1 protein-coding gene and 1 pseudogene are annotated in these 17131 nt (G+C 71.5%); both read right to left on the reverse strand.

All coding sequences use genetic code 11. The features are described 5' to 3' along the window. Window positions 1-136: 136 nt before the first annotated feature. On the reverse strand, window positions 137-12427 hold the full coding sequence (locus tag UA75_RS16975) for a type I polyketide synthase (RefSeq protein WP_075741077.1): 12291 nt from the start codon (window positions 12425-12427) through the stop codon (window positions 137-139). 6 nt (window positions 12428-12433) lie between these two features. Then, window positions 12434-17113, reverse strand: a pseudogene (locus UA75_RS35035) (type I polyketide synthase); the annotation flags it as partial. Window positions 17114-17131: the final 18 nt, after the last annotated feature.

Genomic DNA, 17131 nt, shown 5'->3' on the forward strand with positions numbered 1-17131 from the left:
GGTAGGACTTCCGGTAGCTCCGGCCGCCACGCCGCTCGCGCGGCCCCGCAGATTTCTTCGATCTCAGCGCGGCTTCTGGGAAGATGCCGAGATTCGCGCTGGCTCGCGTCCGGAATCCGGCCAGCTCGGCCGTTGGTCACAGCGTCTCGGCGATCCATGCCTCGATGGCGGCTGCGGTGGTCTCGGCGTGGGACTCGACCATCGTGTAGTGGTCCCCCGGCACCACGATCGAGGTGTGCGCGGTATCCCAGGTGGACCGCCACTCGCCCTCCGGTTCGTGCTGATCCGGGCCGATCATGATTGCGTCGGCGGGCTGAGCGAACAACACCGGCGCCGCGAGGGACGCAGGCTCGAAGTCGGCGAAGATCCGAAAGTACCAGCTCATCGCGCTGAGCCGGGTGGTGTCCAGTTCTCCGAACAGACTCTCCCGGTCGAACATCCCCTGGGTCATCTGCTGCCAGAACGCGTTCCCGGTGACGGTGCGCGGGATGTAGCTGTCCAGTAGCACCACGGCGGCCGGGGGACGCCCCTCGGCCTCCAGGGCACTCGCGGTGGCGTGCGCGAACAGGCCGCCGGAGGAGGATCCCAGCAGGATGAACGGCTCCTCGCCTGCTGCCGCGAGCACCGCGTCGGCGTAGAGGCCGAACAGTGCCTCGCGGGTGGCGGGCAGCGGTTCGTCCGCCGGGAAGCCCGGAGTGGGAATGCCGTGCAGGTCGCGTACCCCTCGGGACGCGGCGGCCAGCCTGGAGTACTGGTGGATCCCGCCCATCGCGGCGTAGGAGCTGAAGCAGATCAGCGGCGGGCGCGCTTCGCCTCGGGCCAACTGCACCGGGACCAGCGGCCTGCCGAACTCGGCTGCGTCGCGGAACGACGGGCGCAGCGCCGCCGCAGCCTCGAGCAGGCCGAGCCCCTCTTTGAGCCGGTTCGCGGCGCATGCCTCACGGAAGAGGTGCCGAAGGCTGTCGGCGGGGTCGCTCCGGGTGCTCGCGGTGGTGGCGTCCGGCGCGGTGGCGAGCTCCTCGCGCAGGAGTCGGGCCAGCGCGGACGGAGTCCGGTGATCGAACACCACGCTCGCCGCCATGCGCAGCCCGGTCGCCGAGCCGAGCCGGTTGCGGAGTTCCATCGCGGTGAGCGAGTCGAATCCGGCCGCGAGCAGGTCCTGTTCCGCCGCCAGCGTGTCCTTGCCCGTGAAGCCGAGGATCGCCTCGGCGCTGGTGCGCACCAGGCCGGTGAGCGTTTCCAGCTGTTCGGCTTCGGACATGCCCGCAAGTTCCCTGCGCAGGGTTCCCGCGTCCGTACCACGCACGGCGGTGGCTCGTCTGCGGCCCGGCCGGACCAGACCTGCGAACATGCGCGGCAGTTCCGCCGTCCCGGAGCGTAGGGCGGCGGTGTCCAGCGGTGCGGCGACGAGTGCGGGATCGGTGCTGCCGAGCGCGCTGTCGAACAGGGCCAGGCCGTCCGCTTCGGACAGCGGGCGCAGACCTCCTCGGGACATCCGCGATCGGCCCGCGCCTGCGAGGTCGGCGGCGGCGGCCCAGAGCCCCCAGGCCAGCGAGTGTGCAGGCAGGCCGAGTCGCCGCCGGTACTGGGCGAGTCCGTCGAGGAAGGCGTTGGCGGCGGCGTAGTTGCCCTGGCCGGGCCAGCCGAAGGTACCGACCACGGACGAGAACAGCACGAAGGCGCTCGGTGCGGCGTCGGCGGTCAGCTCGTGGAGGTTGAGCGCCGCGTCCACCTTGGGGCGCAGCACCCGGTCCATGCGTTCCTCGTCGAGGGAGTCGAGCACGCCGTCGTCGAGCACTCCGGCGGCGTGCACCACTGCGGTGAGCGGCCGGTCGACGGGGATGGCGGCGAGCACCTGTGCGAGGGCGGTGCGGTCGGCGGCGTCGCAGGTGAGGAGTTCGGGACGCGCTCCGAGCGAGGTGAGTTCGCCGAGCAGTTCCTCGGCGCCGTCGGCTTTCGGTCCACGACGGCTGAGCAGCAGCAGATCGCGAGCGCCGTACCGGGTGACGAGGTGGCGGGCGAAGATCCGACCGAGGGTGCCCGTCGCACCCGTGAGCAGCACCGTGCCGTCTCCGAGACTGATCGGCTCTGCCGAGGGCAGCGGGACCGCGCGTTCGAGTCGCGGGATGTGCACGGCGCCGTCGCGCACTGCGGCCTGCGGTTCGCCTGCGGCGAGGAGCGCGGGCAGGGCTGCTGCGGACTTCTCCCGGTCGTCCAGGTCGACCAGCAGGAACCGGTCGGGGTTCTCACTCTGCGCGGTGCGCAGCAGGCCCCAGATTGCGGCGCCGCCGAGGTCGGTGACCTGGTCATGGGCGGCTGCGGAGATCGCCCCCCGGGTGCAGATCACGAGACGGGAGCCGTGCAGGGAGTCCTCGGTGAGCCAGTCCTGCACCATCCGGAGTGCGTGGGATGCATCCGATCGGATGGCGGCTGCCGCGTCCCCGTCCCCGGTGGTGGCGGTCAGACAGGAGACGAGGACGACGTCGGGGGCGGCTGCTCCCCGTCCGGCCGCCGCTCCGAGCGAGGCGAGATCCAGGTACGACTCGGCAGGCATGCCTGCGGCGCGCAGGCTGGAAATGAGATCGAGTTCGTCCTCGCCGACCACGGCCCACCTGCCGCCCTGTTCGGCGGTGTCGAGCGGAAGGACCGGCCAGGTCAGGCGTAGCAGCGGGTGGTGGCTGCCGCCGTTGGTGTCCGGTGCGGCGGGCAGCGGCCGCAGGACGAGGGATTCGGTGGACAGCAGCGGTTCGCCCGCCCCGTCGGCGAGGGTGAGCACGACGGTGTCCGCGGCGGTCCTGCTCAGCCGCACCCGTGCGGCGGTCGCGCCGGTGGCGGCGAGCGATATCCCGGACCAGGAGAAGGGCATCCAGCCGTCGGCGAGTTCGCCGTCCAGCGCGACCAGGTTGATCACGTCCAGCGCGGCGTTGAGCAGCACCGGGTGGATGCCGAAGCGGGCGGCCTCCTCGTGTAGTTCCTCGGGAAGAGCGACGTCGGCGAAGACCTCCTCGCCGTCCCGCCAGGCGGTGAGGATGCCGTTCTCCGGTGTGTCGAGTTCGATCGCGGTGGCGCCTGCGGGTGGCCAGACGTGCAGTTCGCCGCCGGAGCCTGCCGCCGGGGCGAGCAGTCCGGCCGCGTGCCGGGTCCAGTCGGGTTCGGCGGCGCCTGCGGGACGAGAGTAGACCGTGACGGCCCGCTTGCCGTCGGCCTCGGGTTCAGCGATGGCGACCTGGATCTGCACCACGCCGTCCTCCGTCAGGGTGAGTGGTGTCTCCAGGGTGAGTTCGTCCACCCGCCGGTAGCCGATGTGGTCGGCGGCGTGCAGGGCGAGTTCGAGGAAGCCCGAGCCGGGGAAGAGAACGGTGCCCGCCACCGAATGCCAGTTCAGCCACGGCTGTCGGGCGGTGGACAGGGCGCCGGTGAGAATGGTGTCACCGCCTGCTGCGAGGTCGGTCGCGGCGCCGAGTAACGGGTGTTCGGTCGGCTCGAGCCCGAGGGAGCCTGCGTTCCCGGCAGGCTGCGAGTTCTCCAGCCAGTAGTGGGTGTGTTGGAACGGGTAGGTGGGCAGCGGCACCCGCCGGGAGTGCTCACCGAAGGCGGGGGTCCAGTCGACCGGGTATCCCTGTGTCCAGGCCTGACCGAGGCTGTCGTACAACCGGCCCAGTCCGCCGTCGTCCCTGCGCAGCGTCCCCGTCACCAGGGCCCCGTCGACCTCTAGAACGTCCAGGGTGTCCTGAATGGACATCGTGAGCACCGGATGCGGCGAGGACTCGACGAACCCGGTGTAGCCCTGCTCCGCCAGCGACACGATCGCAGAATGGAAACGCACCGTCTGACGAAGATTCCGATACCAATACCCGGAATCCAACTCACTGGTGTCGATCCAGTCACCGGTCACCGTGGAGAAGAAACCCACCCCACTGCGCTGCGGCGCAATCCCGTCCAACGCCGTCAGCAGATCCGACTCGAGCCGCTCGACCTGCTCGGAATGCGAGGCGTAGTCCACCGCGATCCGCCGCACCCGAACCCCATCGGACTCACACGACCCGGCGAAGCCGGCCAACGCCTCCGGCTCACCCGAGACCACCACCGACGACGGGCCGTTCACCGCCGCCACCGACACCACACCACCGGCACCGGCACCGGCACCGGCGTCGAACGTCGTGAGGCGGGAGCGGACCTCGTCTTCGGGCAAAGCCACCGACAGCATCCCGCCGCCCCCGGCCAGGGTCTGCGCAATCAACCGAGAACGAGCACACACCACCCGCGCGCCATCAGACAACGACAAGCCACCCGCCACCACCGCCGCAGCAATCTCACCCTGGGAATGACCCACCACCGCATCCGGCCGAACACCAAACGACTCCCACACCGCAGCCAACGACACCAACACCGCAAACAACACCGGCTGAACAACATCAACCCGCCCCAACAACCCCTCATCATCCACAGCAGCGACAAGCGACCACTCAACCCACGGCGCCAACGCCTGGGCACACTCCGCGAACCGCGCAGCAAACACCGGAGAACACCCCAACAACTCCCGACCCATCCCCACCCACTGCGAACCCTGACCCGGAAACACCAGAACCACCCGACCAGCAGGACCGGCCACGCCGGCGACATCAGGTGCGTCGAGCGCTGCCAGCCCGGCGAGCAGTTCATCCCGATCGCCGCCGACCACCACCGCGCGGTGCTCGAAGGTCGACCGCGAGGTCGCCAGCGACCGCCCCACCTCGGCGACCCCGAGTCCCGGGGCACCCGCCAGATGGGACGCGAGGCGATCTGCCTGCGCCGCCAATGCCTCCGGCGAGCGCGCCGACAGCGTCCACGGCACCACCCGAGGGGTGGCCTCCGGGGTATCGAGGCGCACGGCCGCGGGCTCCGGTGCCTGTTCGAGCAGCACATGCGCGTTGGTTCCGCTGATCCCGAAGGAGGACACCCCGGCCCGCCGGGGCCGGTCCGCACTCTCCCAGGGAACCGCCTCGGTGAGCAGTCGGATGTCGCTGCTCGCCCAGTCCACGTGGGAGGTCGGCGCGTCGACGTGCAGCGTCTTGGGCAGCACCCCGTGGCGCATCGCCTGCACCATCTTGATGACGCCGCCGACCCCGGCCGCAGCCTGGGAATGACCGATATTCGACTTCAACGAACCCAACCACAACGGCCGATCCGCCGGGCGATCCCGACCGTAGGTGGCCAGCAACGCCTGCGCCTCGATCGGATCACCCAAGGTGGTCCCGGTCCCGTGCGCCTCCACCACGTCGACCTCGGACGCCGCCAGACCGGCATCCCCCAACGCTGCACGGATCACCCGCTGCTGCGAAGGACCGTTCGGCGCGGTCAGACCGTTCGAGGCGCCGTCGGAGTTCACCGCAGAACCCCGCACCACCGCCAACACCGGATGCCCGTTGCGCCGCGCATCGGACAACCGCTCCACCAGCAGCAGGCCGACGCCCTCGGACCAGCCGGTGCCGTCCGCCGATTCGGCGAACGCCTTGCAGCGGCCGTCCGGGGCCAGTCCGCGCTGGCGACTGAACTCCAGGAACATCCCGGGGGTCGCCATCACCGCGACGCCGCCCACCAGGGCGAGGCTGCACTCGCCGGCAGCCAGCGAGCGCGAGGCGAGGTGCAGGGCGACCAGCGAGGACGAGCATGCCGTGTCCACCGTCATCGACGGGCCCTCCAGACCCAGCACATAGGCGATCCGGCCGGAGGAGACGCTGCCCGCGTTGCCCGTGAGCAGGTGTCCGGTGATCTCCTCGGGGACCTCGGTCGATCCGGTGCCGTAGTTGCTCGACGCGGCGCCGATGAACACTCCGGTCGGGGTGCCCCGCAGCGAGGCGGGGACCACTCCGGCGTTCTCCAACACCTCCCAGGACGCCTCCAGCAGCAGCCGCTGCTGCGGGTCCATGGCAAGGGCCTCGCGGGGGGAGATGCCGAAGAACCGAGGGTCGAAGCCGCCGACGCCGTCGACGAAGCCGCCTTCGTGCACGTAGCTCACCCCGGCGCGCTGCCCGGCGGTTCCGGCCATCCCGGCCAGGTCCCAGCCTCGGTCGGTCGGGAACTCCCCGACGGCGTCGACTCCCTCGGAGACCAGGCGCCACAGGTCCTCGGGGGAGGTGACGCCGCCGGGGAAGCGACAGCTCATCGCCACGATCGCGATCGGATCCGCAGCCTCCGAGGTGCGCACCGGGCCTGCCGGGGCGCGCGAGGTGTCCGCACCGCCGAGGTCGAGGTCCAGCTGGGTGGCGAGGGCCGACGGGGTCGGGTAGTCGAAGATCAGCGTGGACGGCAGCCGCAGGCCGGTCGCCGAGCCGAGCAGGTTGCGCAACTCGACGGCGGTGAGGGAGTCGAAGCCGAGATCGGTGAACGCGCGGTCCGGGTCGACCGCTTCGAGGGAACCGTGTCCGAGCACGCCCGCGACCTGCGCGCGGACCACTTCGAGCAGGGCCGCCGAGCGCTGGAGGCCGGTCATTCCGGCGAGCCGCTCGCGCAACGAACCCGCACCGCTCGACGTCCCTGCGGCGGGGCGGCGGTGGACCGATGCGAGCCCGGACAGCACGGCGGGCAGTCCTGTTGCACGGGCACGCAGGACCCGCAGGTCGAAGCGCACCGGGACCGGCGCGGGATGGGCTGCGGTCACCGCGAGGTCGAACAGCGGCCAGCCGTCCTGCTCGGTGAAGGGCACCAGTCCCGCAGCGGACATTCGACGCAGATCGGCTTCGCCGACGGTGCCGGTCATCCCGCCGTCCGCGGCCCAGGGACCCCAGGCCAGCGAATGGGCGGGCAGCCCTGCCGAGGACCGGTGTGCGGCCAGTGCGTCGAGCAGGGCGTTCGCCGCGGCGTAGTTGGCCTGGCCCTGCGCACCGACGGTGGCTGACAGCGAGGAGAACAGCACGAAACCGGCGAGGTCGAGGCTGCGGGTCAGCTCGTGCAGGTGGATCGCCGCATCGGCTTTCGGGCGCAGCACGGTGTCGAGTCGGTCTTCGGTGAGCGCGTCGAGCAGCCCGTCGTCGAGAACGCCTGCGGTGTGTACGACGGCGGTGAGCGGCCGGTCGGCGGGCACGTCGCGCAGCGCGGCGGCGAGTGCGTCGCGGTCGGCCCCGTCGCAGGCGAGTACCTCGGTCTCGGCGCCGAGCCCCGCGAGTTCGGTGATCAGCTCCTCGGCGCCGGGCGTCGCACGGCCTCGGCGGCTGATCAGCAGCAGGTGTCGGAAGCCGTCGCGGGCGAGGTGTCGGGCCAGCTGGGTACCGAGTGCGCCGGTACCACCGGTGATCAGCACGGTGCCGTCGCGTCGCCATGGCGCCTGCACGGTGAGCACCGCCTTGCCCACGAGGCCGGCCTGGCTCAGCCTGCGGAATGCGGCGCGCGCGTCCCGGACATCCCAGGCGGTGATCGGCAGCGGTCGCAGCGCGCCCTGGTCGAACAACGTCAGCAGCGCCGCGAACATTTCCTGAATGCGTTCCGGCCCCGCCTCTATCAGGTCGAAGGCGCGATACCCGGTGGTCGGCTCACGCAGATCGGTCTTGCCCAGCTCGAGGAACCGGCCGCCGGGGGCGAGCAGCCGCAGCGAGGCGTCCAGGTACTCGCCCGCCAGCGAGTTGAGCACGACGTCCACCCCTCGGCCGTCGGTGGCCGTGCGGAAGCGGTCCTCGAACTGCACGTCGCGGGAGGAGCCGAGGTGGTCCTCGGCGAAATCGAGGGCGCGCAGGGTGTCGTGCTTGGCCACGCTGGCGGTGCCGAAGACCTCGGCGCCGAGGTGGCGAGCGAGTTGGGTGGCGGCCATGCCGACCCCGCCTGCGGCGGCGTGCACCAGGACCGTCTCCCCCGGGTTGACCTGCCCGAGATCGACCAGCGCGTAGTAGGCGGTGAGGAAGACCAGCGGCACGGAGGCTGCTTCGGCGAAGGTCCAGCCGTCCGGGATTCGTGCACACATCCGGTGGTCGGCGAGCGCGACCGGGCCGAAGGCGCCGCCGAAGATGCCCATCACCCGATCGCCGGGGCGCAGCGAGGTCACGCCGGGTCCGGTCTCCACGACCACCCCGGCCGCCTCGATGCCCAGCGGCACGGGCGGGCCGGGGTACATCCCGAGGGCGCCGAGCACGTCGCGGAAGTTGATCCCGGCGGCCCGCACCTCCACCCGGAGCTGGCCCTCGGTCAGCGGTGCCCCCGCCTCGGGGAACTCCACCAGGGTCAGGTTGTCCAACGATCCGCGTTCCGGGGCGTCCAACCGCCAGTGCTCGACGGGCGGCGGCCTCAGCGGGCCGTCCGGTTCGCCGGGCTTGGGCATTCGGGCGAGTCGCGGTACCGCAAGCCTGCCGCCGCGCAGCACGGCTTGTTCCTCACCGGAGGCCACCAGGGCGGGCAGTGCGGCTGCGGAGGCGGGGTGGTCGTCGAGGTCGGCCAACACGATCCGACCGGGATGCTCGGACTGGGCCGTGCGCGCAAGCCCCCAGGCGGCTGCGGCGGCGGGGGCGGCGGCGTCCTCCCCGACGGCGAACCTGGTGAGCAGGAGTAGCCGCGAGTCGACGAACCGGTCGTCGGCAAGCCAGGACTGCAACACCTCGAGCGCCGCCTGGACTGCGTCGTGGGTGTGTTCGGCGCTGATGGGGCCGGACGCCGTGCGGAGCAGCACGACCACCACGTCGGCGGCGGTGACGGCGTCCAGAGTGGGGTGGTCGGCGATCTCGGCGACCTGCCGGGCCAGGGTGGCGGTGAGTTCTTCGCCGTCCAGCACGGCCCAGCTGCCGGGGCCTGCCTGCGGTTCGACGACCATCGGTTTCCAGTCCACCCGGTACAGGGCCTCGGACTGTGCGGTGGGCCGGTCGGTGGTCATCGGGCGCAGGACGAGCGAGTCGACCGAGGCGACCGGGGCTCCGGTGGCGTCGGCTACGGCGATGGCGAGGGCGTCCGCGCCGTGCCGGGACAGCCGGGCCCGCAGGGTGCCCGCGCCCGCAGCGTGCAGGGTGACCCCGGACCAGGCGAACGGCACCAGGCCGCGCTGGTCCTCGGTGCCGATCCCGGTGAAGCCTGCGGCGTGCAGGGCCGCGTCCAGCAGGGCCGGGTGCAGGCCGAATGCGGTGGCGCACGGACGTTCCTCCTCGGGCAGGTCGACCTCGACGAACACCTCCTCGCCTCGGACCCAGGCCGCCTGGAGTCCTCGGAACGCCGGGCCGTAGGTCAGCCCGCCCGCAGCGAGTCGGGTGTAGAGCTCCTCGGCGTCGAACGGCAGCGCCTGCGCGCCTGCGGGCGGCCACTCTGCGAAGTCGAAGTCGGCACGCCCGATGGTTTCGGTGAGCACCCCGGCGGCGTGGGTGGTCCACGAGCCGTCGTCGTCTGGGCGGGAGTAGACATGCAGCGAGCGTTCACCGCTCTGCTCGCGTTCGCCGACGACGATCTGAAGGTGGACGTCTTGTCGGGTGAGGGTGAGCGGCGTGTGCAGGGTCAGCTCGGCCAGCTGCGGGAAACCAAGCTGGTCGCCTGCATGAATGGCCAGCTCGACCAGCGCCGTTCCCGGCACGATCACCGTGCCCTGCACGACATGATCGGCCAACCAGGGATGGAATCGGGTCGAGACCCGGCCGGTCAACACCAGACCGTCGGTTCCCGCCACGGCGACCATCGCACCGAGCAGGGGATGTTCGGCAGCGGTCAGACCCGCTGCGGTGACATCACCGGTGCCGCTTCCCGGCTCGGGCCAGAACCGTTGGCGTTGGAACGCATGGGTGGGCAGGTCGACCCGGTGGGCGCCGGGCAGCAGGGCGTCCCAGTCCAACGGGATGCCGGTGATGTGCAGGGTGGCCAGCGCGGTGAGCAGGCCTTCCGCTTCCGATCGGTCCTTGCGCGAGGCGGCCACCGCTGTCGATTCGGCGATGATCTCGCCGACCATGGGAGTGAGCACCGCCTGCGGACCCAACTCCAAGAACCGCGTCACCCCGATACGACGTAACGCATCCACACCGTCGGCGAACCGGACCGGCTCCCGCACATGCCGAACCCAGTACTCGGGGGTCGAAATCTCCTCTCCCGCCACCTCGCCCGAGACCAACGACACCACCGGAAGCCGCGCCGACTCGAACCGAACACCCTCCGCCACCCCGGCGAACTCCACCAACATCGGATCCATCAGATGCGAATGGAACGCATGCGACACCACCAGCCTGCGAGTCTTGCGACCCAAGCTGGCGAAATGCGCCGCCACCGCCGACACCGCGACCTCGGCACCGGACACCACCACCGACCCCGGACCGTTCACGGCCGCAATACCCACCACATCCGACAACAGCGGCCGCACCTCGTCCTCCGACGCCGCCACCGCCACCATCGCCCCACCCTCGGGCAACGCCTGCATCAACCGACCACGCGCCCCCACCAGCCGACACGCATCCTCCAGCGAAAACACCCCCGCGACATACGCAGCAGTGATCTCCCCCAACGAATGCCCCGTCACCACATCCGGACGAACACCCCACGACTCCACCAAACGGAACAGCGCCACCTCAAACGCAAACAAACCAGCCTGCGCAAACACCGTCCGATCCAAAACAGAACCAGACCCAGAATCAGAATCAGAACCGGAGTCAGAATTTGACGCCCCGAACACCACCTCCGCCAACCCGCCCGGCAACAGACCATCGAACCCGGCACACACCGCATCAAAAGACTCCGCGAACACCGGAAACGCGCCGTACAACTCCCGACCCATCCCCACCCGCTGCGCACCCTGACCCGAGAACAACACCGCCAACCGGCCGGAACCGGCCGTACCGGTGACCACCCTCGGACCGGCGGCACCGGCGGCGAGCACACCCAGACCAGCAAGCAACTGCTCCCGGTCGCCACCCAGCACCACCGCACGATGGGAATGCAGCGAGCGCGTCGTGGCCAGTGACCACCCCAGGTCGACCGGAGCGATTCGGGGCGCATCCTCCACAAACGACAGCAGCCGCGCGGCCTGAGCCCGCAACGCCTCCGGCGACCGCGCCGAGACCACCCACGGCACCACCGGCACCGGCACCCGCGCCGGGACCTCGGTCGCGACCGGCGGCGGCACCTGCTCCAGAACCAGGTGTGCGTTGGTGCCGGAGATTCCGAAGGAGGACACCCCGACCCGCCGGGGCCGATCCACCGCAGGCCACTCGACCTGCTCCGTCAACAACCGGACCGCACCCGCGTCCCAGTCCACATGCGACGACGGCGCATCCACATGCAAGGTCCTCGGCAGCACACCATGGCGCAACGCCAGCACCATCTTGATCACACCGGCGATGCCCGCCGCGGCCTGGGTGTGGCCGATGTTCGACTTCACCGAACCCAGCCACAGCGGGCGATCCGCCGGACGGTCCTGGCCATAGGTGGCAAGCAGGGCCTGTGCCTCAATCGGATCGCCCAACCTCGTCCCGGTCCCATGCGCCTCAACGGCATCGACACCGCCGGCCGGGATTCGCGCGTTCGCCAGGGCCTGCCGGATCACCCGCTGCTGGGAGGGACCGTTCGGCGACGTCAGGCCGTTCGAGGCACCGTCGGAGTTCACCGCAGAACCCCGCACCACCGCCAGCACCTGATGCCCGTTGCGCTGCGCATCGGATAGCCGCTCCAACAACACCAGGCCCACGCCCTCGGACCAGCCGGTGCCGTCCGCCGCATCGGCGAACGCCTTGCAGCGGCCGTCGGTCGCCAACCCGCGCTGCATGCTGAACCCGACGAACGAACTCGGCGTGGACATCACGGTGACCCCGCCTGCCAGGGCAAGGGTGCATTCCCGCCTGCTCAGTGCATGACAGGCCAGGTGCAGCGATACCAGTGCGGAGGAGCACGCCGTGTCGATCGACACCGCCGGGCCCTCCAACCCGAGCGCGTAGGCGACCCGCCCGGATAGGATCGCCGCCGCATTCCCGGTGCCGGAGAAGGCCTCGGCTCGTTGCGGCGAGGCGGCCATCAACGCCGAATAGTCCTGCCCGTTGGTACCCGCGAACACCCCGACGGGGGCGCCGCGCAGCGACAGCGGATCGATACCCGCACGTTCCAGCGCCTCCCAGGCGCTCTCCAGCAGTAGCCGCTGCTGAGGGTCCATACCGACGGCCTCGCGCGGGCTGATCCCGAACAACTCGGCGTCGAAATCCGCCACCCCATCGAGGAATCCGCCCTCACGCACGTAGCTCTTGCCGGGCACGCCCGGCTCCGGATCGTAAAGGCCCTCGACGTCCCAGCCCCGGTCGGCGGGGAACTCCGAGATGGCGTCGCCGCCCTCGGACAGCAGCCGCCACAGGTCCTCCGGCGAGCGCACGCCGCCGGGGAATCGGCAGGCCATCGACACGATCGCAATCGGCTCCCGCGCGTCGGACTCGGCGGCGCGCAACCGCTCCCGGGTCTGGTGCAGTTCGGCGGTGACACGCTTGAGGTATCCGACGAGCTTCTCTTCGTTCGCCATGCGGGGTCACTGGTCCTTCGTTGATGAAGCCGGGCCGAACTCGTCGTCGATGAACGCGAGTACTTCGTCGGCGCTCGCCGCGTCCAGCTGGTCGCTGATCGAATCGCCCAGGGCGGAGTCGAGCCGGGCGGAGTCGAGGCGGGTCAGCAGCGCCCGCAGTCGCGGGATGATCCCGGTGGTCTCGATATCCGCAGCGGTGAACTCCGAGGTGCCGTTCTCCAACCGGTCGAGTTCGGCCAGCACCGCCAGCTGCCCGACGGGGCCCTGTTCGTCCAGCAGTTCGGCGCGCAGCCAACCAGCCAGTTCGGTTGAACTCGGGTGGTCGAACACCAGCGTCGTGGGCAGGTCCAGACCGGTGCAGGCCATCAGGCGGTCGCGTAGTTCCACCGCGAGGAGGGAGTCGAAACCGAGATCACGGAAAGCTCGATCGGGTGGCACCGTGTCCGGGCCGTCATGACCGAGCACCGCCGAGACCTCGGTACGGACCAGCGTCAGCAGGATCCCGTCCCGCTCCCCGGGTGCCGTGTCGGCGAGCTGGGAGCGCAGGCGCGCACCGCTGTCGCCGGACCGGCGGATCTCCGTGTTCAGCGCGGCCTGGACCTCGGCCAGCTCGCCGAGCAGCGGGCTCGGGCGCAGCGCGGTGAAGGGACCTGCGAACCCGGGCCAGTCCACCTCGGCGATCGTGGTGGTGGCGCGGTCCTCGGCCAGGCCGAGTTGCAGGGCGGCGATCGCGTCCGCTGGCGCGAGCACGATCAGACCGAGTCTGCGCAGTGCCGTGGCGGCCGCCTCGTCGGCGACCATGCCGCCCCCTCCCCACGGTCCCCAGGCAACGGAGGTACCGGCCAGCCCGGCCGCGCGACGCCGCAGCGCCAGGGCGTCCAGGTAGGCGTTGGCAGCGGAGTAGGCGGCCTGTCCGCCGCTGCCCCAGATTCCGGCGATGGAGGAGAACAACAGGAAGGCGTCCAGGGGGCGGTCGCCGAGCACCTCGTGAAGGTTGTCCGCGCCGGTCACCTTCGCTCGGAAGAGGTCAGCGAACTCCTCGATCGAGGTTTCGGTTACGGCGCCGAAACCCGCGACGCCGGCGGTGTGCACCACGGTTCGCAGCTCCTCGCCCGCCTCGTCGAGGCCGCGCACCAGGTCGGCGACGGCGGCGTGATCGGCCACGTCGCAGGCGAGTACGGTCACCCTGGCACCGAGATCCCGCAGTTCCCGTTCCAAGGCGACCGCGCCGGGAGCAGCAGGCCCGCGTCTGCTGGCGAGCACCAGGTGCTCGGTGCCGAGACCGGCCAGCCAGCGGGCGACGTGGCCGCCGAGAGCCCCGGTGCCACCGGTGATCAGCGCGGTGCCACGGCTGCGCCAGGACGGCTCGGTCCCGCTCGCGACGACCCGATTCAGCCGCCTGCCGTATGCGGCGGCCGGACGCAGCGCGACCTGATCCTCATTCGAGCCGCCGAACAACACCCCGGGCAGCCGTTGCAGGGCACTCTGGTTCAGCTCCTGCGGCAGGTCCACCACACCACCCCAGCGGCGCGGGAACTCCAGGGCCGCCACCCGGCCGAGCCCCCACACCGCAGCCTGACCCGGGTCTCGGACCGGGTCCTCGGGGCCGGTGCCGACCGCACCGAGGGTGATCATCCAGACGGGCGCCTCGATCGCGGCATCGGTCAGCGCCTGGAGAAGCAGCACGGCGGGTGCGACTCCCGAGGGCAGCTCCGCCGTGGTGGCGCCCGCTTCGGGCCAGGACAGCAGCGAGAGCACCCCGTCGGGCCCGCTGTCCTCGGCCGAGGCGCGCAGGACGCGGGCGAGTTCCGCCCTGGTGAGGCCTCGGGTGGCGACCTGCTGCACCCGGACCCGGCCGATGGCGCCTGCCAGGGTCTTGTGCACCGCTTCGGCATAGGCGTCGGCAGCTGATTCCTCGGGCACCAGCAGCAGCCAGTAGCCTGCCCCCGCATCCGGGGTCGTTGCGGCGTCCTGGGCAGGCTCGGGGATCTCCCGCCAGCCGATCTCGTACCGCCGGGAGTCCACTGTGGATGCGGCGGGATCGGCCAGCCAGAAGCGCTGGTGGTCGAAGGCGTAGGTGGGCAGGTCCACCGGGCGGGCGTCCGGGAACACCGCCGACCAGTCCGGTGAGGAGCCTGCCGCGTACAAGCTGGCCACGGCGGTCATCAGGGCCGCAGTCTCGGCGCGTCCGGTGCGCAGCGCGGGGATCAGCGCCTCCCCGTCGGAGCCGGTCTCCCTGGCCAGCGCGGTGAGCACTCCGCGCGGCCCCACCTCCAAGAACCTGGTGACGCCCCGGTCCCGCAGTGCGGTCAGGCCGTCGTGGAACCGCACCGGTTCGCGGACGTGCCGCACCCAGTGCTCCGGCGAGGCCGGTTCGGCCCCGGCCAGATTCGACACCAACGGGATCCTCGGCGGGGCATAGCTCAGCGACTCGGCAACCGCCCGGAAGTCGGCCAGGACCGGATCCATCCTCGGCGAGTGGAAGGCGTGGCTCACCACCAGCCTGCGGGTTCGCCTGCCGACGGCCTCGAAGCGGGCGCCGAGTTCGAGTACCGCGTCCTCGTCGCCGGACAGCACCACCGAGGTCGGACCGTTGACGGCGGCCAGGTCGACGGTTGCGGACAGCAGCGGGCGGACCTCGTCCTCGGCTGCCTGCACCGACAGCATCGCGCCGCCGCCGGGAAGGGCCTGCATCAGAGCGCCTCGGGCGGCCACCAGCCTGCAGGCGTCGTCCAGCGTGAGCACGCCCGCCACATGCGCCGAGGCCAGCTCGCCGATGGAGTGGCCCATCACCAGATCGGGCAGCAGTCCCCAGGATTCGAGCAGCCGGAACAGCGCGACTTCGACGGCGAACAACCCTGCCTGGGTATAGGCGGTGTGGTCGAGCAGCGCGGCGTTCTCGGTGCCCTCCTCGGCGAACACCACCTCCCGCAGCGGTCGGTCTAGCCTGCCTGCGAATCCGGCGCAGGCCGCGTCGAAGGCGTCGGCGAATGCGGCGTGCGCGGCGTGCAGCTCACGACCCATGCCGGGGCGCTGCGCCCCTTGGCCGGAGAACAGGAACGCGGATCTGCCCGCGACCCGGCTGCCGGTGATCACCCGAGGATCGGGTGCGCCGTCGGCCAGCGCGGTCAGGCCGCGCATCAGCTCGGACCGGTCATCACCGATGACGACCGCGCGGTGCTGGTGCGCGGCCCGGGTGGCGGCCAGCGACCAGCCGATGTCCGAGGATCGAAGTTCCGGCCCGGCCTCGGCGGCCGCGAGCAGGCGGGCGGCCTGGGCGGGCAGCGCTTCGCGCGTTCTGGCGGACACCGGCCAGGCGAGCACCTCGGGGGCGCTCGCGCCGCTGCCTGCTGATTCCGAGCCGGGGTCGGGATCGGTGGGCGCCTCCTCCAGCACGATGTGGGCGTTGGTGCCGCTGATGCCGAACGAGGAGACCCCCGCTCGGCGCGGTCGGCCCGGGTCCGGCCAGGTCTGCTCCTCGGTGAGCAGCCGGACCGCGCCACTGTCCCAGTCGACCTGGGCGGACGGCCGGTCCACGTGCAGGGTCCTCGGCAGGGTGCGGTGCCGAAGCGCCTCGACCATCTTGATCACGCCTGCGACCCCGGCGGCCAGCTGGGTATGGCCCAGGTTCGACTTCACCGAACCGAGCCACAGCGGGCGGTCCGCCGGTCGGTCCCGGCCGTAGACGGCCAACAGCGCCTGCGCCTCGATCGGGTCGCCCAGGGCGGTCCCGGTGCCATGGGCCTCGACGGCGTCCACCTCGGCTGGTGTCAGGTCGGCGGCGGCGAGGGCGGCGCGGATGACCCGCTGCTGGGAGGGACCGTTCGGTGCGGTGAGGCCGTTGGAGGCGCCGTCGGAGTTGACCGCCGAGCCTCGAACCACGGCCAGCACGGTCCGGCCCTCGCGGCGGGCCTCGGAGAGGCGCTGTACCAGCAGCATGCCGACGCCTTCGGACCAGCCGGTGCCGTCGGCCGCCTCGGCGAACGGTTTGCACCGCCCGTCCGGGGCGAGTCCGCCCTGGCGGCCGAACTCGCGGAAGGCCATCGGGGAGGCCATGATCGTCACCCCGCCGACCAGCGCGAGCGAGCACTCGCCCGCCCGCAGTGCCTGGGCGGCCAGGTGCAGTGCCACCAGCGACGAGGAGCAGGCGGTGTCCAGCGAGACGGCGGGGCCCTCCAAGCCGAGCAGGTAGGCGATCCGGCCGGAGATCACGCTGCCCGCGCTACCGGTGAGCAGGTGCCCGGCGACCTCCTCGGGCACCTCGGCGAGCCCGGCGCCGTAGCCGCTGGTGGCTGCGCCGAGGAACACCCCGGTGCGAGTGCCTGCCAGCGCGGTCGGGTCGATGCGGGCGCGTTCCAGCAGTTCCCAGGAGGTCTCCAGGACCAGCCGCTGTTGCGGGTCCATGGCCAGCGCCTCGCGTGGGGAGATCCCGAAGAACGCCGGGTCGAAATCACCGGCGGCGTGGACGAACCCCCCGGTTCCCCGTATCCCCCAGCCCCGGTCGACGGGGAAGTCGCCCATGGCGTCGCCGCCGTCGCGGACGAGTTGCCACAGCTCCTCCGGAGAACCGATGCCGCCGGGATAGCGGCAGCTGGTGGCGAGGATCGCGATCGGCTCGCCCGCCGCATCGGACAGCTCGCGGACTCGCCGCTGCAGCCGCCCGTTCTCCTTGAGCGAGGCACGCAGCGCCTCGACGAGTTCCTC

Origin of the sequence: Actinoalloteichus sp. GBA129-24, assembly GCF_001941645.1 — a bacterium.
In the GTDB taxonomy this organism is placed as follows: domain Bacteria; phylum Actinomycetota; class Actinomycetes; order Mycobacteriales; family Pseudonocardiaceae; genus Actinoalloteichus_A; species Actinoalloteichus_A fjordicus.